Here is a 25,547-nt window from a genome sequence, read left to right on the forward strand (position 1 = left end):
CCAGCTTCGATGAGAGAGGATTGGTGCGGGTAGAGGGAATCGAACCCCCACGCCTTTCGGCTGGCGATTTTGAGTCGCCCGCGTCTACCAATTCCGCCATACCCGCGACGCCCCCGCCTCTTGGCACAAGCCGGGGCGGCGGGCCAGAGCCAATTTCTCGCCCGGCGAAGGCCGCGCCCAGCGCTTGAGGACGCGGCCGAACCGGGCTGTCCTCAACGGCCGAGCAGGGGAAGCCAAGTGGCGAGTGCCAGCAGCGTCGCCAGCAGCACCGGGGGCGTGATCACGAGACCGACCCTCATGTACTGGCCCCAGGTGATGGTCTGGCCTTTGCGGGCGAGCACGTGCAGCCAGAGCAGGGTGGCCAGGCTGCCGATGGGGGTGAATTTCGGGCCCAGGTCGCAGCCGATCACGTTGGCGTAGATCATCAATTCGCGGGTCTGCTGCGGCAGATCCGGCGCCTGCTCGATCGAGAGCGCTCCGATCAGCACGCTCGGCATGTTGTTCATGACCGAGGACAGGATCGCGGCGGAAAAGCCGGTGCCGAGGGTCGCGACGAGGGGGCCGTATCCGGCGAGCCAGACCAGCCCCTTGGCCAGTTCCTCGGTCAGGCCGGCATTCCGCAGGCCGTAGACGACGAGGTACATCCCGAGGCTGAACAGCACGATCTGCCAGGGCGCGCCGGCCATCACCGTGCGGATCGGGATGACACGGCTCCGGTTGGCGAGCAGCAGCAGCACCGCGGCACCGACGCCGGTGACGAGCGAGACCGGGACGCCGAACGGCGCCGTGACGAAGTAGGCGCAGAGCAACACGGCGAGGAGCGGAAATGCCGCCCGGAACACCAGCGGGTCGCGGATCGCGGTGGCTGGACGCTCCAGAATCGCGACTGGATAGGTGGCCGGCACATCGCGGCGGAAATACACCCACAGCACCACGAGCGTTGCCGCCAGCGACACGAGGTTCACCGGCACCATCACCGCGGTGTAGCGGCCGAAGGTCAGCCCGAAGAAGTTGGCCGAGACGATGTTGACGAGGTTGGAGATCACCAGCGGCAGGGACGTCGAGTCCGCCACGAAGCCGCAGGCGACGATGAAGGCGAGCGCCGCCGCCGGCCTCACGTTCAGGCGGAGCAGGATTGCCAGCACGATCGGCGTCAGCAGCAGCGCCGCGCCGTCATTGGCGAACAGGGCCGCGATGGCCGCACCGAGCAGGACCACGAGCGGGAACAGCCGCCGGCCCCGGCCGCCGCCCCAGCGGGCGACGTGCAGCGCCGCCCAATGGAAGAAGCCGGCCTCGTCGAGCAGGAGCGAGATGACGATCAGCGCCACGAAGGCGAAGGTGGCATCCCAGACGATCTGCCAGACCACCGGGATGTCTCCGGGCTGGATCACGCCCGTGGCCAGGGCCACGCCCGCGCCGCCCAGCGCGCTCCACCCGATCCCGAGGCCCTTGGGCTGCCAGATGACGAGGACGAGGGTCGCGAGAAAGATGGCGAACGCGAGCATCGGGGTCGTTTCTTATTCGTGGGGAAGGACGAGTCTCAGGCAGTGGTGACGCGGCGGCCGTGCGCGTCCACGACCCGCTCGCCGTCTTCCTTGACGAACGCGCCCTGCTGCGGCGGCAGGAGGTCCAGCACGGCCTCCGACGGACGGCAGAGGCGCACGCCCCGCGGCGTGACCACCAACGGCCGGTTCAGCAGGACCGGGTGTGCGGCGACGGCGTCCAGAAGCTGATCGTCGCTGAGCGACGCGTCGCCCAGGTTCAGTTCCGCGTAGGGCGTGCCCTTTTCGCGAAGGAGATCCCGCACGGCAAGGCCGGCCCGGCGGGCGAGCTGACGGACCAGATCCCGTGTCGGCGGAGTCTTGAGGTACTCGATGACATGCGGCTCGATGCCGGCATTGCGGATCATCGCCAGGGTGTTGCGGGACGTGCCGCAGGCCGGGTTGTGGTAGATCACGACATCGAACGGCTCAGGCACGGGCAGCGTCTCCGGTCGGTGGGCAGCAGGAGGCCAGAGCCGTCACCGCCGGATCGCAGACCTCCGGGCGGCCCTGGCAGCAATCGCGCATCAGGAACTCGATCAGGCCGGACAGGGCCGGATAGGCAGCGCTGTAGATGACCGAGCGGCCCTCTCGCCGGGACTGGACGAGCCCGGCATGGCTCAATTCCTTCACGTGGAAGGACAAATTGGTGCCCGACACCCCGACCTCGCCAGCCAGCGCACCGGCCGCCAGCCCCTCCGGACCGGCCGTGACCAGAGCCCGCACGATGCGCAGGCGGTGCTCCTGACCGAGCGCGGCGAAGGCGGCGATGGCTTGCCGTTCCTCGACCATTACTGCAATATCTCAATCATCGTTGAAATGTAGATGAAGCCCGCGCCGTGGACAAGCCGCCTCTCCCCTTCACCGATGGCCTGCCGCATCTGAGCGCCGCACATTTCGAGGTGCCGACCGTCGAACGGCTGCACCCTTCGACACCCTTCACTCACTCGCCCCGGTTCCTGATCCTCTACGGGTCGCTGCGGGAGCGCTCCTTCAGCCGCTTCCTCGCCTACGAGGCCGCCCGGCTCTTGGAGGCCATGGGCGGCGAGGTGCGGATCTACGACGCCCACGGCCTGCCCCTGCCCGACGACACCACGGCCGATCACCCGAAGGTGCAGGAGCTGCGCCGGCTCTCGCTCTGGTCCGAGGGGCAGGTCTGGGTCTCGCCGGAGCGGCACGGCAACCTGACGGGGGTGATGAAGAGTCAGATCGACTGGCTGCCCCTGAGCGAAGGTTCGGTGCGCCCGACGCAAGGGCGCACCCTCGCGGTGATGCAGGTCTCGGGCGGCTCGCAGAGCTTCAACGCCGTGAATGCCCTGCGCGTCCTCGGCCGCTGGATGCGGATGATCACGATCCCCAACCAGTCTTCCGTGCCGATGGCCTACAAGGAATTCGACGAGGCCGGCCGGATGAAGCCGGGGCCGCTCTACGAGCGCGTGGTCGACGTGTGCGAGGAGTTGATGAAGTTCACGCTGCTGACCCGCGAGCGGGCCGACTACCTCGTGGATCGCTACAGCGAGCGGAAGGAGCGGGCGCCCGCGCGGCTCGAAGCCGTGGCCGCCGATATCGGATTCGTGAAACGCTCGATCTGACCGGCTGCGGCTGTCCCTTTCCGCACGGGCCCACGTCGCCCCACCCTCGCCTCAAACCTGCATCTGTGCTGAAAGGGCTCCGCTTCCCGGACCCCAACGAGGCCCCATGATCCGCCGGCTCTACGAGTGGATACTCGCGCTCGCCGCCAAGCCCTCCGCGCCCTGGGCGCTCGGGGCGGTGGCGTTTGCCGAAAGTTCGTTCTTCCCCGTGCCGCCGGACGCGATGCTGGTGCCGATGGCGGTGAGCCGGCCGGACCGGGTCTGGCTCTACGCCACCATCGCCACCGTCGCCTCGGTGCTCGGCGGACTGCTCGGCTACGCCATCGGCGCGCTGCTGTTCGATTCGGTCGGGCTCTGGCTGTTCAACCTCTACGGGCTCGCCGACAAGGCCGAGACCTTCCAGGCCTCCTACGCGACCTACGGGCACTGGGTGATCCTGCTCAAGGGGCTCACCCCGATCCCCTACAAGCTCGTCACCATCACCTCGGGCTTCGCCCATTACTCGCTGTTCTGGTTCGTTCTGCTCTCGGTCGTCACCCGCGGGGCGCGCTTCTTCCTGCTGGCCTGGCTGCTCGGGCGCTACGGCATCGGCATCCGTGCGGTGCTCGACCGGCACCTCAACGTGGTGGCGGGGCTGTTCGCGGCGGTGGTGATCCTCGGCTTCGTCGCCTTCAAGGTGATGCTGTGACCCGTCTCCTCACCCTGCGCGGCGCGGCGCTCGCCGTGGCCCTCGGCGCCGCACTCACCGTCGGCGGCGCCCTCGTGTTCGAGCACGGCCTCGGCTACGTCCCGTGCAAGCTCTGCCTGACCGAGCGGGTGCCCTACTACGCCGCCGCACCGCTGGCGCTGATCGCCGCGCTGCTCCCGCCGCGTCCCGCGCGCTTCCTCCTCGGGCTCGTCGCGCTGGTGCTGATCTACGGGGCCGGTCTCGGCGTCTACCATGCGGGCGCCGAGTGGGGATTCTGGCCGGGGCCCAACGATTGCGGCGGCGGATCCGGCGCCGGGCCGGCGGACGTGGCCGACTTCCTGAAGAAGCTCGAAACCGTGCGGCCGGTCGATTGCACGGCCGCGGCGTGGCGCTTCCTCGGCCTCTCGCTCGCCGGCTGGAACGCCGTGATCGCGGCCGGGCTCGGCCTCCTGGCGGCGGCCGCCGCGCTCGTCGCTCAACCGTCGAGGGGGCCGCACCAGCCGGGCAGGTAGCCGGCCTCCGGCGCCTTGGCGAGGCGCAGCGCCTGCTCGAGCGCCTGCGTGAAGTCCTTCTCGACCCCCTTCCGCTTGAGGTTGCGCCGCAGGTAGTCGGCCCAGAGGAACTCGCTGAAGGGCGTCGTGTCCTTGGCAAAGCCCCCGGCCCGGCGCAACTCGCCCGCGAGGCTGCGGAACGGGTCGTCGGGCAGGTCCGCGATCGCCTTCGGGATGTCGTCGAAGCCGACCCGCTTGCCATCCGCGTCGTAGGGATGGACCCAGGCCTTGTGGTCGGCCACCGTCCAGAAGGCGTCCTTGTCGAGCTTGTGCAGGTCGGCGACGACGGTCACCAGCACGTTCTCCTCCCCCTCCTCCTGCAGCGCGCGGGCGAGGTGGTGGTGGTCAATCACGTAGTGCTTCTTCTTCGGGCCGAGCAGCACCGGGATCATGTGCGAGCCGAGGAAGGCCGCCTTCTTCTCGGGATCGTGCGCCCGCCAGCGGCGGCGCTTCTCCGCGACCTCGCGATAGCCCACCGTGATCTGCGTCGGCCGCAGCTCCGCGATCGGCACGGAGATGAGCAGAGGTTCGCGCGACGCCATCGATCTCTCCCGTTCCTGTCAGGCCCGCTCCGTGAGGCGGGCCTCGATCCGGGGCGCAACGTCGTTCGCGCGGCGCCGGGCGCACGGCCGAGCCTCACATTTCCGCGAGAGTTCGGTTCGCCTTTCTCCGCTCACAACGGTCATCGGACCGGGACAAGCGCGTGACCCGGTCTTCTCATCCCGTCGTCCCAAGGATCGGCCTGCCGGAAGACGGAAGAAGCCGGCTCAGCCCTGGTAGCCGCCCATGGCACAGATCCTGGCCCATTCCGCCTCCGTCACCGGCTGAACCGAGAGGCGGGAATTGGTGACCAGCGCCATGTCCTTGAGCACGGCCTCCGCCTTGATCGCGTCGAGGCCGACCGGTCGCGGCATCGGCGCCACCGCGCGTAAGTCGACCATGCCGAAGCGCCCGCTCTCATCGGTGTGGTCGGGATAGTAGGGCTTGATGACCTCGACGATGCCGACGACGGCCTTGCCCTCGTTGGAATGGTAGAAGAAGCCGCGCTCGCCGACCTGCATTGCCTGCATCTGCTTCTTGGCGAGGTGGTTGCGCACGCCGTTCCAGAAGGTGCCGCCCTCTCCCGCCTCGACCTGCTGGTCCCAGGACCAGGTCGAGGGTTCGGACTTGAACAGCCAGTAGGCCATGGCGCGGGACGGCTCCGTCGGGGACAGCGCCTCCGCTTAGCGAAAATACGGCCGCGCTTGAAGGGCGCCTCGCACGGGCCCCGCCGGAGCTCGGGATGCGCTTACGCCGTCTCGGCCTTGAGCGGGCGCGACAGCAGGCGAGCCATGGCCGCATCGACCGTGAGCGCCCCGGCCACCACCGCGGCGACGGCCTCGGCCACGGGCATCTCGACCGCCTGCGTCCGGGCGAGATCCACCAGCGCCTGCGCGGTGAAGGCGCCCTCCACCAGCTTGCCGCCCGAGGCTTCCTCCGGCGTCGCCCCCTTCCCCAGGCGCTCGCCGAAGGCGAAGTTGCGCGATTGCGGCGAGGAGGCCGTGAGCACGAGGTCGCCGAGGCCCGACAATCCCATCAGCGTCTCCGCCCGGCCGCCATAGGCGCGGGCGAACCGCATCAGCTCGGCGAAGGCGCGGGCGATCAGCGCGGCGCGGGCGCTCTCGCCGAGCCCACGGCCGGCGACGATGCCGGCGGCGATGGCGAGCACGTTCTTGCCCGCGCCCCCGACCTCGACGCCGCGCACGTCGTCGGTGTGGTAGAGCCGGAAGGCCGGCCCGGAAAGCAGGCCGGCGAGCCGCGCCGCCAGCGCCCCGTCCTCCGCGGCGAGCGTCACCGCTGTGGGCAGGCCGCGGGCGACGTCGGAGGCGAAGCTCGGCCCCGACAGAACCGCGACCGGCGTGCCGACGGGCAGGACATCGGCGGCGACCGCGCTCATGAAGGCGTCGCTGCCCCGCTCGATCCCTTTGGCGCAGAGCACCATCGCGGCGCCGGGCGCCAGGGATGGGGCGAGCGCCGAGAGGACGCCGCGGAGAGTCTGGGCCGGCACCACGAGCAGCACCGTGGCCGCAGAGCCGAGGGCGGCGGCCTCCGCCGTCGCCCGCACGCCCGGATGCAGGGCGACGCCGGGCAGGTAGCGCTCGTTGGCGCGAGCCTGCTCCATCCGCGCGGCGGCGGCGGGGTCGCGCATCCAGAGCGTCACCGGGTGGCCTGCCGCAGCGGCGGCGTTGGCCAGCGCGGTGCCCCAGGACCCGCCGCCGACGACGGCGACCGCTTCGTCCCGCCGCTCGGTGCCTGACTCCATGTCCGCCTCCATCGGGAATCCGGTGCGCCCCGGTCGGTTCAAGCCACGATGCCGGTCCGGCACCGGATCGCCGAGGCTGCGATAGCGGTCTCCCGGCCGAAGAGCGAGGGGCGGTCGCGACCCATCCGGCGGCAGGCCGCCATAACGCCGCACCGCGGGCGCTTGACGAATTCGGCAATGGCGGCTTCTCGGTCCAGCGCCTCACGGCATCGACCTGCCGCCGCAGTTTCCGGCACTATTTGACACCAAAAGGCTTTATCCCCACAACCTTGGGCAAAATAGGCAATTTCGCTCGCTCAATGCGTGAATACAATGTTCGCGGCAAAATATCATATGATCGTGAGCTTCGACTGCACAGAATTATGTTTTCGTCTGCGCAATTTTTAGTCAATCGAGATTTATTCCCTGCAAATTCACCACTTACCAATCCTACATTTCATCGGAACACAGGTTTTTGAAGCCAAAATACTGATGCTGCATCCCCAGATTAACGGTTGCTTAGGAACATAAGGGAAAAGTGCTTCCACCGAAACGCATGATTTCCGGACATTCGAACCTTGGCGATCTTCCATTCCGAGCAGGATTCCATTCTTGCCGCCGTCGATCGCGCACAAGGGCGCATCGAGTTCGCGATGGACGGCACTGTCCTGCACGCGAACGCCAACTTCCTGAACCTGCTGGGTTATACCCTCGAGGAGGTGCGCGGCCGCCCGCACGCCCTGTTCATGCCGCCGGAGCAGCGTGAGAGTCCGGAATACAAGGCCTTTTGGGAGGCCCTGCGCCGCGGCGAATTCCAGGCCCGGGAGTTCCGACGCATCGACAAGGCGGGCCGGTCGGTCTGGATCCAGGCGTCCTACAATCCGATCCTCGACCGGCGCGGGCGCCCCTACAAGGTCGTGAAGTTCGCCACCGACATCTCGGCCCAGACCCGCCGCAACGCGGGCTATGAGGGCCAGATCACGGCGATCAACCGTTCGCAGGCGGTCATCCATTTCGACCTCGACGGCACGATCACCGACGCCAACCGCAATTTCCTCGACACGGTGGGGTACGAACTCGACGAGATCCGCGGCCGGCATCACAGCCTGTTCGTCGATCCGGAGGAGGCCGGGAGCGCCGCCTATGCCGATTTCTGGAAGGCGCTGGCCAAGGGCACCTATCAGGCCGGCGAGTTCCGGCGGCTCGCCAAGGGCGGACGGTCGATCTGGATCTACGGCACCTACAATCCGGTCCTCGACTCCGAGGGGCGGCCCTGTGCGGTGGTGAAGTTCGCCAGCGACGTCACGCAGGCCGTGGCCGACCGCCTCCGCCGCGCCGACGGACAGCGCGTCATCCAGGCCGATCTCGGCTCCATCACCGGAGCGATGTCGGATGTCAGCCGTCAGGCCAGCGAGACGGCGACCGCGGTCGCCGCCACCTCCGACAACGTCCAGTCGGTCGCCGCCGGGGCCGAGGAATTCGCGGCCTCGATCTCGGAGCTGAGCCGCCACGCCTCGCAGGCCAAGACCGCCGCCGACGCCGCGGTGACCCGCGCCGAGGAGGCGGGCGGGATCGTGAGCGGCCTGACCGCCACCGCCGAGCGCATCGGCGAGGTCGTCTCCGTGATCCGTTCGATCGCCGATCAGACCAATCTGCTGGCGCTGAACGCCACCATCGAGGCGGCCCGCGCCGGCGCGGCCGGGCGCGGCTTCGCCGTGGTCGCCACCGAAGTGAAGGCGCTGGCGAGCCAATCCTCGCGCGCCACCGAAGATATCGGCCAGCAGATTGCCGCGGTGCAGGATTCCTCGGCGCGGGCCGTCGAGGCGATCCGTGCCATCGTCTCGACCATCACGGATCTGAGCGAGATCTCGATGAGCGTCTCCTCCGCCGTCACCGAGCAGGCCGCGGTCACGCAGGAGATCGCCTCCAACATGCAGACCGCCGCGCGCAGCGTGGACGCCGTCCGCCGCAACGCCGACGGCATCGCCCACGCGGCGAACGAGGTCGATCTCTCCGTGCAGAAGGTGACCGCCGCCGCGCGGGCGATGGCCTGACGTCGGGCGCTCAGGCGGCCGGGGCGGCCTCGGCGAAGGGCCACCGGGCGCGCGCCGGCACGGTAAGGTCGTCGACGAGGCCGAGGCGCAGGCGCTCCAGCCCCGCCCAGGCGATCATCGCGCCGTTGTCGCCGCAGAGCGGCAGCGGCGGCGCGACGAAGCTCAGGCCCACCTCCCCCGCCTGCGCGGCCAGAGCCCGGCGGATCGCCCCGTTAGCGGCCACGCCGCCCGCCGCGACCAGGGCCGTCGGATGCCCGGCGACGCCCGCGAAGGCCCGCAGGGCCACGCGCACGCGGTCCACCACCACGTCCACCACCGCCGCCTGAAAGCTCGCGCACAGGTCGGCCACGTCCTGCGAGGCCAGGGGTTCGAGCCGCTCGGCCTCGATGCGCAGGGCCGTCTTGAGGCCCGACAGCGAGAAATCCGCCTGCCGCCGCCCGAGCATCGGCCGGGGCAGCGCGAACCGCTCCGGATTGCCGTTCTGCGCCTGCCGCTCCACCTCGGGCCCGCCGGGATAGCCGAGCCCCAGGAGCTTGGCGACCTTGTCGAACGCCTCGCCGATGGCGTCGTCGATGGTGGTGCCGAGGCGGACGTAATCGCCCACGCCCTTCACGGCGACGAGCTGCGTATGCCCGCCGGAGGCGAGCAGCAGCAGGTAGGGGAAGGCGAGCCCGTCGGTGAGCCGCGGCGTCAGCGCGTGCGCCTCCAGATGGTTGACCGCGAGGAGCGGCTTGCGGGCGACGAGGGCCAGGGTCTTGGCCGTGACGAGGCCGATCAGCACGCCGCCGATCAGGCCCGGCCCGGCGGCAACCGCGATGCCGTCGATCTCCGGCAGCGTCGTTCCCGCCCGCTGGAGCGCCCGGGCGATCAGCCGGTCGAGCACCTCGACATGGGCGCGGGCGGCGATCTCGGGCACGACGCCGCCATAGGCCGCGTGTTCAGCGATCTGGCTCAGCACCTCGTTGGACAGAATCCGGCCGCGCTCCTCATCGCCGAGGGTCACGACGGCGGCGGCGGTCTCGTCGCAGGTGGTCTCGATGCCGAGGATCTTCATGGGGATCACGCTGATGTCCAAGCACCGTTGCGCGCCGGGGGCCGGCCCGCCTACTCCATGTCACGCGAAAGCTCAGGTGGGCCGCTCGCGGGGACAGGTCTACGACGAAACCGCCGAGGGATACAGGTGACGCCTCCGGCCGGCGGCGCCTGTGGACAGCGGGATGGGGAACGAGGGCATGCGGATCTGGGTGTCGCGGCCCGAGCCGGGCGCGGGACGCACGGCGCGGCGGCTGGCCGAACGCGGCCACACGGCGCTCGTGGCACCCGTGCTGCGGATCGCGCCGAGCGACGGGCCGCCGCCCGCCGGCCGGTTCGACGGGCTGATCCTCACAAGTGCTAACGCCGCCGCGCCGCTCGCCGGCGCGGGCCTTCCCGCCGCACCGGTCTTCGCCGTCGGTGCCCGCACGGCGGAGCGGGCGGCGCGGGCCGGCCTTCACCCGGTCCTCTGCGCCGACGGGGATGCCGCCGACCTGGCCCGGCTCGTCGCGGCGCATGTGCGGCCGGGGGGGGCCCTCCTCCACGCCGCGGGCGAGGACCGCAAGGCGGAGCCCGCGGCGCGTCTCACGGCCGAGGGTTACCGCGTCACGACCTGGACCGCCTACGCCGCCCTGGCCGAGACGGCCCTGCCCGAGGCGGCGGCGCGGGCGCTCCGCGATCGGGATGGCGCCCCACCCCTCACGGCAGCCTTGCACTTCTCCCGGCGCAGCGCCGAAATCGCCGCGCATTTGTGCCGTGAGGCGGGACTGAGCGGAGCGTTTCGGGCGCTGGCGCATTACTGCCTGTCCGCGGACGTCGCCGCGGGACTGGTCGAGCTCGGCGTTGCGGCCCATTTTGTGGCGGCGCGGCCGAGCGAGGAGGCTCTCCTCGCCGGTCTCGCGGCTTCGGACTGAACGCCCCCGTCGCCCCTCACGGGCCGATCGGAGGCAGGAGCAGGCCGAAGCGTCGGAGAAGGAGCCTGGAAGCGGTTCCGATGGATGACGGCGCCGGTTCGCTCTTCTATGGGAGCAGACCGCGCCGTGCGGCGGCTGAATGGAGCGAACGCCCGTGACTTCACCCAAGGACGGCCCCAGGGACGGTGCCAAGTCTCCCGAGCAAGGCAAGTCGCCGGAGCAGGGCAAGGAGCCGGCCAGGGACCTGACGAAGGATCAGTCCCGGCCCGCCGACGCCAAAGCGGCGGGCAAGCCCCCCGAGCCGTCTGCGGCCGCCTCCGCCACGAAGGTCGATCCTGTCAAGTCCGGGCCGGCCGCCTCCGAACCATCCCGCACCGAGCCGGCCAAGCCGGGGCCGACCGGCAGCAGCGCGCTGTCCGGCAGCAGCGCGCCGGGAACCGCGTCGCGTCCGCAGGACACCAAATCCGACGTCTCGGCCAAACCTGACGCTTCGACCAAGCCGGGCGCCACGGGCAGCAGCGCCGTGCCGCCTTCGAGCGCCGCATCCGCCACCGCAGGATCGCCGTCGGGTAAACCCGCAGAGACCGGAAGGCCGTCCACGGGATCCGGCTCACCGGCTGCCGCCGCCGGCACGCCGGGAGGGACAGCCCCGTTGAAGCCGGGCGCCACCGGCAGCAGCGCCGTCCCGCCGAGCACCGGCGGCGCCCAATCCGCCGATGCCAAACCCGCCGATGCCAAGCCGGAAGCGCCCGCCAAACCCGGCGCCACCGGAAGCAGCGCGGTGAGGCCGGAAGCGCCGGCCTCCGGAAGCGCCAAGCCGGACACGGCCGCGGGCGCCAAGCCGGATCCGGCCGCGGGCGCCAAGCCGGGAGCGGCGTCGGGTGCCACGCGGGTGACGGAAGCCGCTTCGCTGACCGACGGCCCGATCCTCGATCTGAAGGCCAAGCGCCTTTCCGACCCGGCCGAGGCGGGCAAGGACGCCGGCAAGGACACTGGCAAGAACGCGCCGGGCGCCTCCGCTTCGGCCAAGGACGCCTCGAAGGATGCCCCGAAGGACGCTTCGAAGGACCCGTCCAAGGAAACCGTGAGGCCGGCACCGGCCCGCGGCGGTGCGGGCTTCGGCACCGTGGCCGCCTCCGGCTTGCTCGGCGGCCTGATCGGCGCGGGCCTGCTCTACGGGGTCACCACCTACCAGCGCGGCGCCGACCCGCGGCTGGCCGCCCTCGACACATCGATCGCCGGCCTAGCCACGAAGGACGCCGTGGCCTCCCTCGACAAGCGCCTCGCCGCCAACGAGCAGGCGCTCAAGCCCCTGCCCGACGCGATTGCCCGGGCCGAGGCCGCGGCGAAGGCGGCCAACGACCGCGCCGGCGAAGCGCTCCAGAAAGCGGGGGCCACGCCCGCCGCCGATGGCTCGGCGCCCGCGCCGTCCGTCCCCGCCGATCTCGCGGCGCGTCTCGACGCCCTCGATCAGCGCGTCTCGGCGCTGCAGGAGGAGCCGGGCCGGGACGGCACGGCGGAGGTGAAGACCGCGCCGACGCTCGACCCGGCCGCGCTCGGCGCCCTCGACCAGAGGATCAAGGCGCTCGAAGCCAACGGCGTCAAGGACACGTCGTCCGATCTCGCGGACAAGATCGCGGCGCTGCAGGGCGAGGTCGCGTCCCGCACCAAGGCCGACGAGGCGGCCGAGGCGGCCCTCGGCAAGCGCGTGGACGAGTTGCAGAAGGCTCTGGAGGGCCGGATCACCGCGGCGTCCCAGGCCGCGCAGGAGGCGACGCAGGCGGGCCGGCAGGCCGCCGACGCCGCCCAGACCCGCGCCGACGAGGCCGTGCGGGGCTTAGAGCGCAGGCTCCAGGACAAGCTTCAGGAACAGTCGGATCGGATCGCAAGTCTGGACAAGGCGGTCGATCAGAGCGCCAAGCAGAGCACGGTGCAGTCGGCCCTGCGCATCGTCGCGGCCGACCGGATCGCCTCGGCACTGGAGGCGGGCCAGCCCTACCCGGATGCCCTGGCCAGCCTGCGCACCCTCGAACCGGCGGATTCGAAGCGGCTCGAGGCCCTCGCCCCCTTCGCCGAGAAGGGCGCGCCGAAGCCGGCCAGCCTCGCGGCGGAGTTCCGCCGGATCTCGGAGAAGATCGCCGAGGCCCGGCGTGCGGCCCAGGCCAAGTCCGTGGCCGAGACCGGCAGCGTGAGCGACCGTCTGATGAACATGGCCAGCTCCCTGGTGCAGGTGAAGCGGACGGATGCCCCCGCCTCGGGCGGCACGGCACCGGCCGCGGGCGGCGACGGCTCGACCGCGCAGGTTCAGGCGGCGCTCGACCGCGGCGATCTCGCCGAGGCGGCCAAGGCCTACGCCGCCCTCCCCGAGGAGGCGCGGGCGCAGGGCGGCGATTTCGGCGCCCGGCTCGCGGCGCGCGCCGAGGCGGGCCGGGCGGCGCAAGCGCTGCTCGCCGACGCCTTCACCGGCCTGCCGCCCGCGCGCTGACCGGCCGGATGCGGCGACCGATGACGATGAACCGGCCGCGCCCCGCGCGGCGTTCCCCCCTTCCACTCTGCCCGGGCCGCGTGCGCCCGCTCCCCGTGCTCCCAAGGAGGCCCTGACCCATGTGGCGCGCCCTCGTCTTCCTGGCCCTCCTGGCCGTCGCCGCCTACGGCGCGGTATGGATCGCCGACCATCCGGGCACCGTGACCGTCGTCTGGAACGGCTACGAGATCGGCACGAGCCTCGCCATCGCGCTGACCGGCGTGCTGGTGGCGGCGATCATCCTCGGCCTCATCTGGGCGATCGTGACGGGCGTGATCGGCCTGCCGGCCAGCATCAGCCGTTCGACCCGCGAGCGGCGCCGCAACAAGGGCCTCGCCTCGCTCTCGCGCGGCATGATCGCGGTCGGCTCCGGCGATCCGCTCGCCGCCCGCCGCCATGCGGGCGATGCCGAGCGCCTGCTCGGCAGCCAGCCGCTGACGCTTCTCCTCAAGGCCCAGGCGGCCCAGATCTCCGGTGACCGGGACGCGGCCGAGCAGGCGTTCAAGCGCATGGCGGACGATCCCGAGACCCGGGTGCTGGGTCTGCGCGGGCTGTTCGTGGAGGCCCGCCGCCGCGAGGACGAGGGGGCCGCGCGCGCCTACGCCGCCGAGGCCGCCCGGCTCGCGCCGAGTGTCACCTGGGCGAACGAGGCGGTGCTGGAGGCGCAGTGCGCCGATGGCGAATGGTCGGCCGCCACCGAGACGGTGGAGCGCCGCGCCGCGCTCGGCCTGATGGACAAGCATGCCGCCCGCCGCCAGCGCGCGGTGCTGCTCACCGCCGCGGCGCAGCGCCACGAAGCCGGCGAGCCCGAGACCGCCACGGAGCAGGCGCTGAAGGCGGTCAAGCTCGCCCCCGATCTCGTGCCCGCGGCGGTGATCGCGGGCCGGCTGCTCGCTCGCCGCAACGACTTGCGCAAGGCCGCCAAGATCATCGAGGCGGCCTGGAAGGCGACGCCGCATCCGGAACTCGGAAAGGTCTACCTCAACCTGCGCACGGGCGATTCCGCCCGCGACCGGCTGGCGCGCGCAGAGACCCTGGCCAAGCTGTCGTCCTGGGATCCGGAATCGCGCCTCGTGATCGCCCAGGCCGCGAGCGAGGCGAAGGATTTCGCCCGTGCCCGCGAGGTCCTGGCGCCGCTGGTCGACGACCGGCCGACGGCCCGCGTCTGCCGGATGATGGCGCGGCTCGAGGCCGCGGAGCACGGGGCCGACAGTGGGCGCTCCCGCGAGTGGCTCGCCCGCGCGGCCCGCGCCCCGCGCGATCCGGCCTGGGTCGCCGACGGCGTGGTCTCCGAGCGCTGGGCGCCGGTCTCACCGGTCACCGGCCGTCTCGACGCTTTCGTGTGGAAGACGCCGCCGGAGATCCTCGCCGGCCCCGAGGACGACGACACCTCCGTTCCGGCCTCGCCCGAACCCACGGCTCCGGCCGCCATCCCGGCCTCGCCGGGCCCGGCCCCCATCACCACCGACAGCCCGGCCCCCTCCACGCCGGGCTTCCTCCAGACGGGCGCCGGGACGCCGTCGGCCCCGCCGTCGCCCGCCCCGGTCAACGCGCCCGCCGGCTCCCCGGCAGCCACGCAGACGACGGCCGCGGACCGCGCCCGCCGCATCGCCTGAGGCCCTGCGCCGCCCGGTCTGTCGGCCGGGCGGCGCATAACCCACGTTCTGTGGCATTCTCTGCCTTGCCAGACGCCGACACCCCGGCTACAGACCCGCCACCTGCCGCAAGTGACCACCGCCCGCGCCCCGCGCCCGCATGGTCCCCGGCCGGTTCCGGAGGGGTGGCCGAGTGGTTGAAGGCGCACGCCTGGAAAGTGTGTATACCGGAAACGGTATCGCGGGTTCGAATCCCGCTCCCTCCGCCACTTTCAGTACGTTCTGAATTTATCAGCAATCACAGACACTTGGGTGACGCCAGGGCGAAGATGTCCCCCATAACTGTCCCCAAAGCGTCCCCCATCGTCTGCGTTCAAACGCCGCAGGGATGTGCTTGCATCGATCGAGCATGGCCAGCGCCGCCCCTCTTCATGGTTCAATTCTGGGCTCTCCCATCGTGACGCTCGCCACGCGCCACCTCCTTCATGAGCCCATCAGGCAGCGGACGTTGCAGCCTCAGCGCCTCCTCCGTGGGCGCCTCAAGCCACGCGCCGCACTCCTCCTTCGTGGTGAGCAGCACGGGCATCGCCTTCGGATGCACGGGTCCGACCACGCCGTTGGCCTCTGTCGTGAGGAATGAGAACAGCCGGTGCTCCTCCTCGACCCTGTCAGGGTTCTCCTTCTTGGTTCCCCTCACGCCCGTCCAGGGGCGCCAGATGCCCGCGAAGGCGAACAGCGGGCGGTCATCGTCCAGGGCGAACCAGACGGGCGTCTTGCGGGGCTTTGTGTCGGCATACTCGCTGAACGATGACGCGGGCACGAGGCAGCGGAACTCAGGCTTGAGCCACGGGCGCCAATGCGGGCTCTTCACGTTGCGGACGTTGGTGACGGGTTGCTCCCCGTAAGCCTTCGGCCCTGGGATGCCCCACCGCATTATCGTCAGCTCACGGCCCTCCTTACTGGCCAGGACCACGGGGGCCATCTGATCAGGGAAGATGCCGGGCATGGGAGGCAGGTTGCCGGCGCTATCGCGACTTACGTCGAACCAGCGCCGTATCTCATCCTGGGGACGGTGGAGGCTGTAGAGGTTGCACATGGAGGCAGCCTAACGGGCAAGAGCCTAGCGACTGGTATCACTGCCCCCAGCCCATTGGAGACATTCGGCTGATGCAAACTCAGGCAGGAAAGCCGGCCTGATCCAGACAGCGCCATCAGCCATTTAGCTGCGCAGATACTCTGCCTTGATGTCCCTCCAAGCCGAGGCGATGATTTCCTGCCGGGGCTTGAACCAGGGAGCTTCGTAGTCCTCTTCCAGCAGAGCAGCGTACTGCGGGCGCACTAGGACTGCACGAAAAGCTGCCAGGAACCGCTCCTCGGTTGGATCGAAGGGCACCGGGGGCATTTTCTCCACGGCCATCACGACATCACGTTTATGATCTTCTCCATCGAGACTGAAGGCACCCCTCAGTACCGTTGACCCAAGGCGCACCCACCAGGGCCGCCCCTTCATGAGCGCTGAGGCTTTCTTGCCTCGATCCCAGCAGAGCACCCACCGTCCAACCAGCACCGCTTCGTCTGCTGGATGTTCAAGTTCCAAGCCTCCATCAACCTGACGGACAAGGCCTTCGGTTACGGCGCCGAACTTCTCTGCAATGGCATCGCGATTGGTGTTCCAATTCACCCAGCGCAACCAGTTAAGGAGCGGAAGGTCCGAGGCTTCCGCGTCGAAGTAGGCGAATGAAACAACGGTAGGCTTCGTACGCGCCCGCCAAGCCTCCTCCGCAGCCTTCCAATCAGCGGGGCCGATCTGATCGCTGTCCAACCACAGTTTGTCGAACCAATCGGAGAGGGCGGCTATGTCCTCAACGATCACCCCGGCCTCGATCCAGCCGGCCTGCTCGACCCCTTGCAGTCCCAGCCCATTCGATGAAACGTTCGCAGAAGCCACAATGGCCGCTTTAGCACCGATGTAAACCTTTGCGTGGAGGTCGTCGCGCTTGCGGATCGTCGCCTTCACTTCTTGGAGTGCGTGTGGATTAGTACCGCCCATTCGGAGGTTGCAGATGATTCTCGCTCCTGTGCCGGTAACGAGTGCCTTTGACCCCTTTCCCCAGAATGCGACTGCGCATCGAACGTCCGGCTCCAACAGCACCTTACGGATTTCGTCGCTCAACTCCTCGCCAACCAAGAACCTCGCCATTAACCGCACCCCATCCTGAACTCAGCTCGCCGCAGGTGAGAGCGGTTCGCATGGTGCCGGAATAACCCGCCTGCGAGGCATGGGTGCCCAGTTTTGGTCTCATGCCAGTCCTGCGGGCCGATCTCCGCAAGGCCGTGCCCCCTCGGAGGTCGCGCCATGAAGAACCCCGCGCTCAGCCTATGGCTTACGTCCGTCAACGGGACGCTCGGGCGGTGGTGAGGCCACGCGGCCAACGCGATGCGTCGCCAGCAACGTGCGGCGCTTACGGAGATGCTGAAGCCTGCTACAGGCGGCCTGAGCAAGCCGAAGCGGAGACGGCGGCGTCGGACGACGACTAAACGGAAGGCGGTCTGAGGGCGGCGGTTCTTTCGACACGGCTACGCCTTCCCTCCCTGGACAACGCGGAGCTTCATCAGCCCAGGCGGCATGTCCGGGGGCTGTGGGCTGGCGGCTTCGAGGTCGGGGAAGTGGGCCTTGCACTTCGGCACGTACTGGCTCTTTGCCCTGGGGTGTCGCTCATCGAGCCACGGGCAGTCGAAGGCGATGCGCCGAAGCACGTCCTCCAACGGCGTCTCAGGGCCCAGCCGTGCGGCCAGCCTCGCGAGCCGGTAGCTCCCTGTGCGGTTCGGACAATGAGGGCAGGCCACGCGGACGACGACGTAGGGATAGGCCGCGAGGCAGGGGATGTCAGGCCGGATGGGCGGGCGCATGGCGCTGCTACCGCACGGTCCCGTGAAGGGCCGCCCGCACGTAGCCACGGGAGATGAGCCTGTCCTGGCGTAACGTGCGGCGTTCGGCTTCGCAGAGGTCGGCAAGGGCATCCGCGATTGCAGCGTGGAGAGCGGCCTCAGCGTCACCGTGAGCGGTCACGAGGTAGGCCCGTGCGATGTCCTCGACGGGGCCGCTACGAGGGGCAGGCGACGGCGCGTTCGGCAGAGCGTCTTGGCGCATACCCTTCGTGTCTCCCGATTAGAACGAAGAGGGAACACGTAGCAGCGAAGATGGTTCAGTCAATCCTTGGCAGGTTTAACCGCAGGAGGTGCCGACATCTGTAAGCTGGACTCCGAAGGGAGAGCCCTAGCGGGCCTGGAGGCGTTCAGTAGGAACGCTGGCATTTTGACGGGGGCGTGGAGAAGTTCGTCTAGACGACAGGCCGCACGATAGATGGTGCTACGGCGTGCTCGCGAGGGCCCATCTTCGCCATTAGAGAGGGCAAGACATGCCAGCATCAGCTCTTTGAGCTTGTCCATGTCAGCCACTTTCTCACTGAGGCTCATGACGCCGTTCGCGATGTGCATGACGGTTGAAGCTGTGACCGTGTCGGGAATTTGCCCAGCAACGAGAGCGTCGCGAATTGCGTTTGGTTGGCCTGAGTGCATCCGATGAGCCGTTTCCGTCTGCCTCAGTCGCCTGACCACAGCATCAAGACTGGACGGACGCGAAGCGACCCGCGCCTTGAGCTCCGCAATCAATTCCGACAATGGGGCTTTGCTAGCACTGACATAGTACCAAATCGGCAACCACTTCCGCTGAAAGTGAGCCTGTGCATGGATGTACTGCAAGGGGTCTTCTACAGGCGTGCTTGAGAGGAAATTACGTAAGACCGCATCAGGCGTCACGTTCTCTCGAATCACCTTGACGAACTCACGTTCAGCCTCAGACACGGGCTCTACATCACCAATAAGTCTCAGGGCCGGGGCTCCTTTCAGTTCAGTGAACTCACCCTCCCTAATGAATTGGATACTTGGTAGCAATTCCCGGTCAATGACGAACGCGCCGTTTTTACCTGTCACCTTTCCGGTTTCGAGGTCGATAGTAGCAGCAGAGCCTACGGCTACTTGATTCATGCGACGAGTAAACTCAGCAACGGCTTGCTGCTCTCTTCGAGCGATGATCTGCCTGAGTTCACCGGGCTTGATTGGCCGGCTTTCGCCTTCGTACCGGAAGTAGATTGTACCCTCCTTGATCTCCTGGCCGACGTTCTTGACGGCCATTACAGGCGGATGCTCGTGGGGCTCAACATGCAGAACGCCTACGCTTCGCCCTCCCAAGTCGACAACAGCCTTCGTGATGTGGGGTACTGGGTCCAAGGCTGAAATTAGGGTTCTATTAATTTCTGCCGGGTCAGTATCAGCAAACCAAGCCTCGGACAAACCATCTGCGATCATCGTCTTATTATCGACACCGAAGAATAGATAGCCGCCCTTATTGTTCGCGAATCCAGCGATCGTGCGAATAGCATCAGAGAACCGCTCTTCGGGCTTTAAGCGGAAGTTTTTCTTGCACTCTGTCCGATTCGTCTCGCCAATTCGGAGCTTCCACGCGCCTTCGACGCTCTCAAACAACGCGGCGATAACCGCAGCATCTGTGGGAGAGGTCGTTGTCGAGACCTTTCCCAAGCTATTCTTAGCTCGCCACCCTTCAATGAACGTATCTAACTCCGCCTTTGTCGCTGGAGGAACCGATGCTCCCAGCGAGCCCTTTCTGATCTGCGCAATTCGTCCAGAACTGATCAAGCGGTCAGCTCGGTTGAAGAAGAAATGGACCTCATCGTTCTTTAATCCTGTTGCTAGAAGTGCTTTGATGAGGCCCATCTCTTCTTGGCTGAGTTTCTGTTCACGCTTGCGCTTCGTACTGGTCATCGTTGCTGCTTCGCCCAGGTTCACCTTGTGACATTAGGTTTCTTGCGGTCGCTGTGCGATGACACAGAAGACACAGCAACCATCACGCTCAACGTGCAACAGCCCTACGCTTTACGGGCGGCACAACAATTCTCACGGCTGGTGCCGCCAACACGGGTTGGACAACGACTGCCGAGGTATGAAACTGCCAAGCGTCGCCTTTGGCGCTGTGAGGCTTACCCAGCACCGCTATCTGTTTCCCGAACGTCCCCTTCACAGGCCGCTTCAGTATACGACCCCGCTCCCTCTGTGGCTGGATAGAGAGGTTCTCACGGCGAAGGTTGAGCCTGTCGCCATCCGCATAATGAACGAAGCCACCTCCGTCGCTCTCCAGCACGGCGCGCGCAACGGGCACATCCTCGGAAGCTGAAGGACGGACGCGGACATAACGGGCGGTGTTCACCCAGACCCAAGCCCTCGTGCCGTAGGCTGTGATGAGGCGCGCATAGTCAGCCCTATCGAGCCACACTCGATCCGGTCGATTGGAGAGGAGGACGCCTATCGTGGCCCCTTCAGTTATCGTGTCGTGAGGCGGTAAGGATCGTGACGAGCCGGGCTTAGGCCCCGGCTTTGCCCTTAGCCGGGCCTGTGTGAGCGCCGCCGTACTCCGTGTTCCCGACATAAGATGTTCTCCTAGAAAGAAAAAAAAGAGGAGCCCCTTTCGAGGCTCCTCCGGGTAATCATCGATAATGAGGAGGGTGAAGCCGCGCGCTACTCGGACCCACCCTCTACGATCCCCTTCTGTCCCGACTTGTCAGACACCCGATTCAAGGAGGGATTGATGCCGGCTTCTTTCGCGAAGGCCCTCGCGAGGCGTTTAGCCGACGCGGTCGTGGCGCTCCCATAAAGAACGGCCTCCCACATCTTCCGTGAGAGGCCGGTAGACGGCGTGCATGTGTGCCTGCTTACCTTCGGTTTCATTTCACCATCCTGTTACGCGTAGAGCGACTTCTGCGCCCTGGCCAGCGGTGTAGGCTCCATTCGCGAAGCGCACGGTCACACCGCCTGTATTGTACTGAGCAACCTCGACCCACGAATGAACTCCATTCGTGTTGTTCATGTTCGTCGCCTCGATCATGCGGACGAAGCGGAACAGGCCAGCCGGGAAGAAGATCGTGGCGTTGCCGTTCACGTCCACGCTGACGAAGCAACGCTTCGACCACGTAACGTCGCCCTTGGCGTTGACGTCCCATGTCTCGTACGTGTCACCGGAGACCAACTGAGCGACGCGGGTTTCGCTGATCTGCTCGGTGGCGACGTTGGCCTTGCCCTGGGCGTAGGTGCCAGTACCGGCGAATGCTGTCTTCCGCTCCTCCACCTGCCGAACGGGAACGTTGGCGTGAACGAAGAGGTACTGGTCCCAGGACGCGTAGTTGGCCACGTCGTTGTTGAGGAGCTTGATGTTGCGCGTCTTCGGCCCGCCCACGTAGATCGCCGTAATCCCAGTGCCCTCCACGGAGAAAATCTCGTTGGCGTCGAGGATGACGGACGCGCAGTCGAGGAAGTTGAAGAAGGACACGCGGCCGGCATCGGTGGTCTTGTCGTTGACCAACAGCGTGTCACGCATCCGAACGTGTTCGAGGTACTGGCACTGCAACGCCGGGCCGGTGCCCTGCCAGCCGCAGCACGTGAAGGTCCAGTTGTCGCTGGGGGCGTAGTTGTAGTTCCCGTTCACGGCCTTGAAGAGGCCAACGCCGGAATAGCTCTGCGCGTTGTAGAACTGACCCTCTTCGTGGCAGTGGGAGTTGTCCGAGGTGAAGCCGACATACTCGTAGGTCCAACCGTAGCTGTACCCAACGGTCATGCAGTTGTTGAAGTTGTACGTGTTCCCTGCCACGGACCCATCGTCCGTCCCAGGAAAGATGAAGGCGTCCGTACTGAGCAGGAAGAAGTGCCGCCCGAAGGCAACGACGTTCTGCCAATCGAGGCCACGGGCGATCTTCCGCGTGATGGCGACGTTGATGAAGTAGTTGGTCCCGTCGTTGGGGCAGAACTGGACATTGCGCATGGTGTGGCAGTAGACCGGCTGATTGCCGCTGAACCACACATTGAACGCGGCGGCACAGACTGCCTTCGGGCGCACCATCAGGTCGTTCACGAACCAGACGCCATTGGCCTTGGTGGTCGCATTGCCATGCTGCCAGAGCGTGCCGTTGGCCTCGTAGAAGTGGATTTCGGTGAGGTATCCGCCTTCACCTTCGATGGCGACGTGCTGATCTCCACCCGTGACAATCCCCTTGTCGATGCGGGCGGTCCCCGCCGGGAGCTTGAGCTTGCCGCCCTTGGGCCGAAGGTCGAAGAACCGCTGGATGGCGTGGCGGTCGATTTCATCGTCTAACGACGTGGCTCGCGGAAAGAGCGTCTTCCACTGAGCGAGCGTGAAGCCATCGGTGTTGAGGTACTGACAGAATTTGATGGAGCGGAGCGGGTGGCTGGCGCCGTCCCCGATGTAGCCGAGTGCTTGGACGGGGTAGAGCTGATCCTTGTCGAGTTTCTTCTCCAAGAGCGCAGTGACGCCCAAAAGATCGCGTGCCCGCGCCGCAGTGATGGTGTTGAATTTAGCGTTGATGTCCACTTGGGGTTCCGAACGCATCGGCCCGGAGCGATTCAAGGCGCTCGACGGGGGACCGTGCGTAATCTTGATGGGGCAAAAGAAAAGGCCCCCGGAGTGTGATCTCCGAGAGCCGGTGAGGGGGCCGGGTCGTTTGCGGGGCCGCTAGGCGCTCTCGGGCAACAGGCACGAGGGATCGCTCACGCAGGCCGGTGAAGGTGCCCCGTCTGCGTTCTCCTGAACGAGGTAGAGGAGCTGCGTGACGGACTGACCGAGTTTGTCCTCAGTCGGCACGGAGCTGTCAGCGAAGTCCACCAATCGAGAAGGAATCGGGGTGATCCGCCCGACCTCGACCACAGCCCCAGACCGGGGCTGCACAACGAGAGTAACTGTGTGCTCAGAAGCCCATGAGAAGAGGACGGGCGTTTCGTCCACCGTTACCACGACATGAGACTTGCTGATGTACGGGAAGGGTACGGCATAGGTCCGCCCTGAAGCGGCGTATTTGATGGAGGCGTGCGACATCTTTCTTCTTCGTTCAGAGAAAAAGCCCGCCGAGGCGAGCTTTATTTTGTGGGGGAGTGATTGGTTGTGGTTGCTGTGTTGCCGGTGTTTCAGCGCTCCACGTGGCGGCAGTCTCAGGCAGCTTCGCACTCCCTGAGCTTCCGCTTTCGCTGAGAGCGCCGAAGCCGGTAGGAAAGGGCCGTCGCGAGTAGGCGGCGCAGAGTGTCGGGCGCGTGTGCGCACCCTGCGTGGTCGAGAATGGTATCAACCTTGACCGACACGGATAACGGGGAGCCGTCTGGCATCTCCGCGAGGATCAAGGCGTCAATCGCGGCATCGACTGGGGTCGGATAGACAAGGGGGTCGGTCTGCATGGGTGAAGCTCTCTAGCTGAAACGAAAACGGCCGCCGTGAGGGAGCCGCTGAAGGAGTTGGTCAGTGTCGAACGGATCGACCCTGATCAGTGTGGGCTGTTACCGCCTGCGGCCCATGTCGGTGACCTTGATCAGGCCGGACTTCACGGCCACGCCGTAGGGAATTTCACCCTTGCCGGGGATGTTGAGGATGACAGTCCCTCGCTCCTGCCGTGCCGTGATGCCGCCCCCGAACTCGGCCTCTAGGATCGATTGGGGATCATGAAGCTCCATAGAGCCGATGAAGGTGCGGTAGATCGGTTCGTAGCCCTTGGTGGACCGTTGCAAGCCGTGTTGCTGCATCGCTTCCTTGAGGAGGTCCGGCGTGTGGGTTTGCGCCCACTCGAAGAAGTCCTCCGGGTCGGCAGAGCCGAAACCCTGAACGGCTGCGACCGCTTGGGCGCGGAATTGAGCCATCGTGGCGTCTACCTTCGCCTGCATCTGAGCCGGCTCGATACCTGCCTCCGCTGCCGCTCTGTTGAGGGTGAGCGGGTCCACGGCTCCGGTGCGCACCACGTCCGCTACCGCGCCCACTTGAAGGGACGGTGAGACGTTCTGCGCCAACTCCATCAGGTCCGCTTCGGCCTTCGGGTCGGCGAAGCCTTCAGCGTCATCAACCGGGGCTTCCTGCTCTGGCTGACGGGACGCGGCATCAACGCCGCCCTGCACCTCGACGTAACGGCCATTGCCGTCCATCTGCACCATGCCGAGTTGTTCGGCCATGGCGACAGACACCTCCATGCCGTTCGGCAGGGTGATGATGTCAGAGGCTTTCACGCCGCCCGTGGACGGTGCGCCGACAGTCGTGCGGGCGCTCGACAGGATACCGGCGCTACCGGACTGCCATTCGGACGTGTTGAGCCCGTTGGGGCGAGTGGTGACGGCAGGGCCTTCACCGTTGACGGACACCACGCCCGGCTGATGCCGGATGGACGGCGGGATGACGCCCTCGGGGACGGCGTTGGAGGTGCTGCCCTCGGGAGCGGACATGGCTTGGAAGGTGTGGACGGTGGCCATCAGTTGGTGTCGCTAGAATGGGTCTGGGAGGAGGAAGCGACGCGGAAGCGGGTCTTCAGCATCGCCATGAGGTTGGAGGGGTCGCGGTAGGCGCGGAGGTACGTGCGTCGCATCCCGACGAAGTTCCCCCACTGCCGGTTGTTCATGAGGACTTCGGCGCCCTCATCGTTGCTCGCGGGCTTGATGCCGGTCGCCAGGACGTGACGGAGGAGCCGGAAATCCCGTTCGGTGAGCCCGAAGAACTCGCCGTGGGACAACATCACCTCCGCGTCCCCGATGAAGTTGGCGACGTGATGCCCCTCGCGGTGCTGATCGCGGTCGATAAGGCGGGTGACGGCGCGCGGTAGGCGCTCCTCAACGGGGCACTCGGGAGCCGTGATGGTTGCTCCCTCAGACACGAGCCATCTCCGACGAGATGCGGAGGGCGGCACGACCCTTCAGGCGCTTGCGGCACTTTCCACCGCCTGGGACGTGCATCAGGTTCGTGTTGCGGAGATTGAATGAATTGCCGTCCTTGAATTGGACGGCCGTACGGGAGAAGTCACCAGCGATGAGACGCGCGACAGTGAGATTGCGTCGCGCCCTTCCTGGCACCTTCACTCGCACGTAGGAGCGTCCAGTGCCGTTGTTGACGACGCCCCAAACGGCGTGCGGATACGCCTTGAGTACGTTGGCGTAATCCTCGACGTAGAGCCAAGCAGTCTCGGCACGGTTTGAGAGTAGAACTCCGACGACGCGTCGCCCATCGGGGTCTGACGTGAATGTCAATTCATTATATTTCATGATGTTGGTCGGTGGGTTGCGCCCATGCAGAAGCAGCGTTCCGCGGAGAGGGAACGGGCTGGCAGGACTGGATTGGTGCGGTTGTGTCTCGGTATGCTCACAGGCGTCCGTCAGGCGCGATCTGGTAGGTCAGCACCAAAGGAGACTTCACGGCCGCTGGCGGTCGATACCGGCGAGAGCCAAAGGCCTATTCGGGCCGGGCGAACGGAGATGGTCGGTAAGGGCGCAGAGTAGGTCCGCCGTTTCGGCCTTCATCGACAGTGAAGTTGGCGGCCTCGCCTACGGTGGAGGTCAGGCACACCATGGTGGACCCGTCGTGGGTCATGGTGAGCGGTTCTTGGGGCAGCACGCCTTCAGCCTTGAGGACGCGGGCGGCTGAGAAGAACGGTGTGAGTGATGTGCAGAGAAGGCGGCCGTCGAGGTGCGCGTGGAAGCGCCCCCGTCCAGCCGGGCTGACGGTGATGTTCATGATCTCGATTGTTGGTGACGGTGCGCCGCAAGGGGCGGCAAGGAGCAGGCCCCGGTAGGTCGGTAGCCTGGATGAGCACACGCCTGTCCTGACGCTCATACGCGTCACGCAAACAGGGTCAGTGTGGTGGTGGGAAGTAGCCGGTAAAAGCGCCTCT

The 25,547-nt window shown here is 67.2% G+C and carries 25 protein-coding genes and 2 tRNA genes; 8 read left to right on the forward strand and 19 right to left on the reverse strand.

The window, feature by feature from the left end; all coding sequences use genetic code 11:
- Positions 1-21: 21 nt before the first annotated feature.
- The 4 genes from HNR51_RS23945 to HNR51_RS23960 form a co-directional block, all read right to left on the reverse strand.
- Positions 22-106: transfer RNA gene (locus HNR51_RS23945), tRNA-Leu, on the reverse strand.
- Positions 107-212: 106 nt separating this feature from the next.
- Positions 213-1,505, reverse strand: coding sequence for an arsenic transporter (locus HNR51_RS23950; RefSeq protein ID WP_182556596.1), 1,293 nt, complete (start codon positions 1,503-1,505; stop codon positions 213-215).
- Between the two features lie 35 nt (positions 1,506-1,540).
- On the reverse strand, positions 1,541-1,978 hold the full coding sequence (arsC, locus tag HNR51_RS23955) for an arsenate reductase (glutaredoxin) (protein WP_182556597.1): 438 nt from the start codon (positions 1,976-1,978) through the stop codon (positions 1,541-1,543).
- Positions 1,971-2,333 carry an ArsR/SmtB family transcription factor gene (locus tag HNR51_RS23960; protein WP_182556598.1) on the reverse strand — a complete coding sequence of 121 codons (363 nt, stop codon included), beginning with the start codon at positions 2,331-2,333 and terminating at the stop codon, positions 1,971-1,973. The genes arsC and HNR51_RS23960 overlap by 8 nt, the downstream gene beginning before the upstream one ends.
- A 47-nt stretch (positions 2,334-2,380) precedes the next feature.
- Between HNR51_RS23960 and arsH the strand changes: the two genes are divergently transcribed.
- The 3 genes from arsH to HNR51_RS23975 all read left to right on the forward strand — a co-directional run bounded on the left by arsH (position 2,381) and on the right by HNR51_RS23975 (position 4,333).
- A complete protein-coding gene (gene arsH, locus HNR51_RS23965) occupies positions 2,381-3,133 on the forward strand; it encodes an arsenical resistance protein ArsH (protein WP_182556599.1) in 753 nt (250 codons plus the stop codon).
- 106 nt (positions 3,134-3,239) lie between these two features.
- Positions 3,240-3,821: a YqaA family protein gene (locus HNR51_RS23970; RefSeq protein ID WP_141950337.1), complete on the forward strand. Its 582-nt coding sequence runs from the start codon at positions 3,240-3,242 to the stop codon at positions 3,819-3,821.
- Positions 3,818-4,333: a disulfide bond formation protein B gene (locus tag HNR51_RS23975; RefSeq protein WP_182556600.1), complete on the forward strand. Its 516-nt coding sequence runs from the start codon at positions 3,818-3,820 to the stop codon at positions 4,331-4,333. The genes HNR51_RS23970 and HNR51_RS23975 overlap by 4 nt, the downstream gene beginning before the upstream one ends.
- Here HNR51_RS23975 and HNR51_RS23980 read toward each other — a convergent pair.
- From HNR51_RS23980 to HNR51_RS23990, 3 genes are all read right to left on the reverse strand, one after another.
- Positions 4,297-4,914, reverse strand: a complete 618-nt coding sequence (locus tag HNR51_RS23980; RefSeq protein ID WP_012452635.1) for a ParB-like protein — start codon at positions 4,912-4,914, stop codon at positions 4,297-4,299. The two genes, HNR51_RS23975 and HNR51_RS23980, sit on opposite strands and share 37 nt — an antisense overlap.
- Positions 4,915-5,139: 225 nt before the next feature.
- Positions 5,140-5,559 carry an EVE domain-containing protein gene (locus tag HNR51_RS23985; protein ID WP_182556601.1) on the reverse strand — a complete coding sequence of 140 codons (420 nt, stop codon included), beginning with the start codon at positions 5,557-5,559 and terminating at the stop codon, positions 5,140-5,142.
- A gap of 101 nt (positions 5,560-5,660) precedes the next feature.
- Positions 5,661-6,686 carry an NAD(P)H-dependent glycerol-3-phosphate dehydrogenase gene (locus tag HNR51_RS23990; RefSeq protein WP_182556602.1) on the reverse strand — a complete coding sequence of 342 codons (1,026 nt, stop codon included), beginning with the start codon at positions 6,684-6,686 and terminating at the stop codon, positions 5,661-5,663.
- Between the two features lie 545 nt (positions 6,687-7,231).
- On the opposite strand from HNR51_RS23990, the gene HNR51_RS23995 reads away from it, so the two are divergent.
- Positions 7,232-8,707 carry a methyl-accepting chemotaxis protein gene (locus tag HNR51_RS23995; RefSeq protein ID WP_182556603.1) on the forward strand — a complete coding sequence of 492 codons (1,476 nt, stop codon included), beginning with the start codon at positions 7,232-7,234 and terminating at the stop codon, positions 8,705-8,707.
- 10 nt (positions 8,708-8,717) lie between these two features.
- Here the strand turns inward: HNR51_RS23995 and tsaD are convergent, their stop codons facing one another.
- Complete coding sequence (gene tsaD / locus HNR51_RS24000; RefSeq protein ID WP_182556628.1) at positions 8,718-9,761, reverse strand: tRNA (adenosine(37)-N6)-threonylcarbamoyltransferase complex transferase subunit TsaD; 1,044 nt, start codon at positions 9,759-9,761, stop codon at positions 8,718-8,720.
- Between the two features lie 178 nt (positions 9,762-9,939).
- Here tsaD and HNR51_RS24005 point away from each other — a divergent pair, with 178 nt between their 5' ends.
- A complete protein-coding gene (locus HNR51_RS24005; RefSeq protein ID WP_182556629.1) occupies positions 9,940-10,653 on the forward strand; it encodes a uroporphyrinogen-III synthase in 714 nt (237 codons plus the stop codon).
- Between the two features lie 255 nt (positions 10,654-10,908).
- Here HNR51_RS24005 and HNR51_RS26975 read toward each other — a convergent pair whose 3' ends face one another.
- Positions 10,909-11,322 (reverse strand): hypothetical protein, encoded by a 414-nt coding sequence (locus HNR51_RS26975; RefSeq protein ID WP_239681545.1) that lies wholly within the window; start codon positions 11,320-11,322, stop codon positions 10,909-10,911.
- Between the two features lie 112 nt (positions 11,323-11,434).
- Here HNR51_RS26975 and HNR51_RS24010 point away from each other — a divergent pair, with 112 nt between their 5' ends.
- From HNR51_RS24010 to HNR51_RS24020, 3 genes are all read left to right on the forward strand, one after another.
- Positions 11,435-13,138 (forward strand): hypothetical protein, encoded by a 1,704-nt coding sequence (locus HNR51_RS24010; protein WP_373325211.1) that lies wholly within the window; start codon positions 11,435-11,437, stop codon positions 13,136-13,138.
- Between the two features lie 119 nt (positions 13,139-13,257).
- Positions 13,258-14,793, forward strand: a complete 1,536-nt coding sequence (locus HNR51_RS24015; RefSeq protein WP_182556605.1) for a heme biosynthesis protein HemY — start codon at positions 13,258-13,260, stop codon at positions 14,791-14,793.
- A 158-nt stretch (positions 14,794-14,951) separates the two neighbouring features.
- Positions 14,952-15,041: transfer RNA gene (locus tag HNR51_RS24020), tRNA-Ser, on the forward strand.
- 167 nt (positions 15,042-15,208) lie between these two features.
- Here the strand turns inward: HNR51_RS24020 and HNR51_RS24025 are convergent.
- The 10 genes from HNR51_RS24025 to HNR51_RS24070 all read right to left on the reverse strand — a co-directional run bounded on the left by HNR51_RS24025 (position 15,209) and on the right by HNR51_RS24070 (position 25,390).
- Positions 15,209-15,868, reverse strand: coding sequence for an SOS response-associated peptidase (locus HNR51_RS24025; protein ID WP_182556606.1), 660 nt, complete (start codon positions 15,866-15,868; stop codon positions 15,209-15,211).
- A 123-nt stretch (positions 15,869-15,991) separates the two neighbouring features.
- The gene (locus HNR51_RS24030) at positions 15,992-16,972 is read right to left on the reverse strand and encodes a phospholipase D family protein (protein WP_182556607.1); all 981 of its coding nucleotides are present in this window, start codon (positions 16,970-16,972) and stop codon (positions 15,992-15,994) included.
- A gap of 377 nt (positions 16,973-17,349) precedes the next feature.
- Entirely contained in the window at positions 17,350-17,682 is a 333-nt protein-coding gene (locus tag HNR51_RS24035; protein WP_182556608.1) for a hypothetical protein, read from the reverse strand.
- A gap of 300 nt (positions 17,683-17,982) precedes the next feature.
- Positions 17,983-19,614 (reverse strand): AlbA family DNA-binding domain-containing protein, encoded by a 1,632-nt coding sequence (locus HNR51_RS24040; RefSeq protein ID WP_182556609.1) that lies wholly within the window; start codon positions 19,612-19,614, stop codon positions 17,983-17,985.
- A gap of 961 nt (positions 19,615-20,575) precedes the next feature.
- The gene (locus HNR51_RS24045) at positions 20,576-22,228 is read right to left on the reverse strand and encodes a hypothetical protein (protein WP_182556610.1); all 1,653 of its coding nucleotides are present in this window, start codon (positions 22,226-22,228) and stop codon (positions 20,576-20,578) included.
- Positions 22,229-22,369: 141 nt separating this feature from the next.
- Positions 22,370-22,729: a phage tail fiber domain-containing protein gene (locus tag HNR51_RS26980; protein WP_182556611.1), complete on the reverse strand. Its 360-nt coding sequence runs from the start codon at positions 22,727-22,729 to the stop codon at positions 22,370-22,372.
- A gap of 452 nt (positions 22,730-23,181) precedes the next feature.
- Complete coding sequence (locus HNR51_RS24055; RefSeq protein ID WP_182556612.1) at positions 23,182-24,138, reverse strand: hypothetical protein; 957 nt, start codon at positions 24,136-24,138, stop codon at positions 23,182-23,184.
- A complete protein-coding gene (locus tag HNR51_RS24060; RefSeq protein WP_182556613.1) occupies positions 24,138-24,536 on the reverse strand; it encodes a hypothetical protein in 399 nt (132 codons plus the stop codon). The genes HNR51_RS24055 and HNR51_RS24060 overlap by 1 nt, the downstream gene beginning before the upstream one ends.
- On the reverse strand, positions 24,529-24,921 hold the full coding sequence (locus tag HNR51_RS24065; RefSeq protein ID WP_182556614.1) for a hypothetical protein: 393 nt from the start codon (positions 24,919-24,921) through the stop codon (positions 24,529-24,531). Before HNR51_RS24065 ends, HNR51_RS24060 begins: the two co-directional genes overlap by 8 nt.
- A gap of 187 nt (positions 24,922-25,108) precedes the next feature.
- Entirely contained in the window at positions 25,109-25,390 is a 282-nt protein-coding gene (locus HNR51_RS24070; protein ID WP_182556615.1) for a hypothetical protein, read from the reverse strand.
- Between the last annotated feature and the right edge of the window lie 157 nt (positions 25,391-25,547).

Source organism: Methylorubrum thiocyanatum, assembly GCA_014138645.1.
GTDB lineage: Bacteria > Pseudomonadota > Alphaproteobacteria > Rhizobiales > Beijerinckiaceae > Methylobacterium > Methylobacterium thiocyanatum.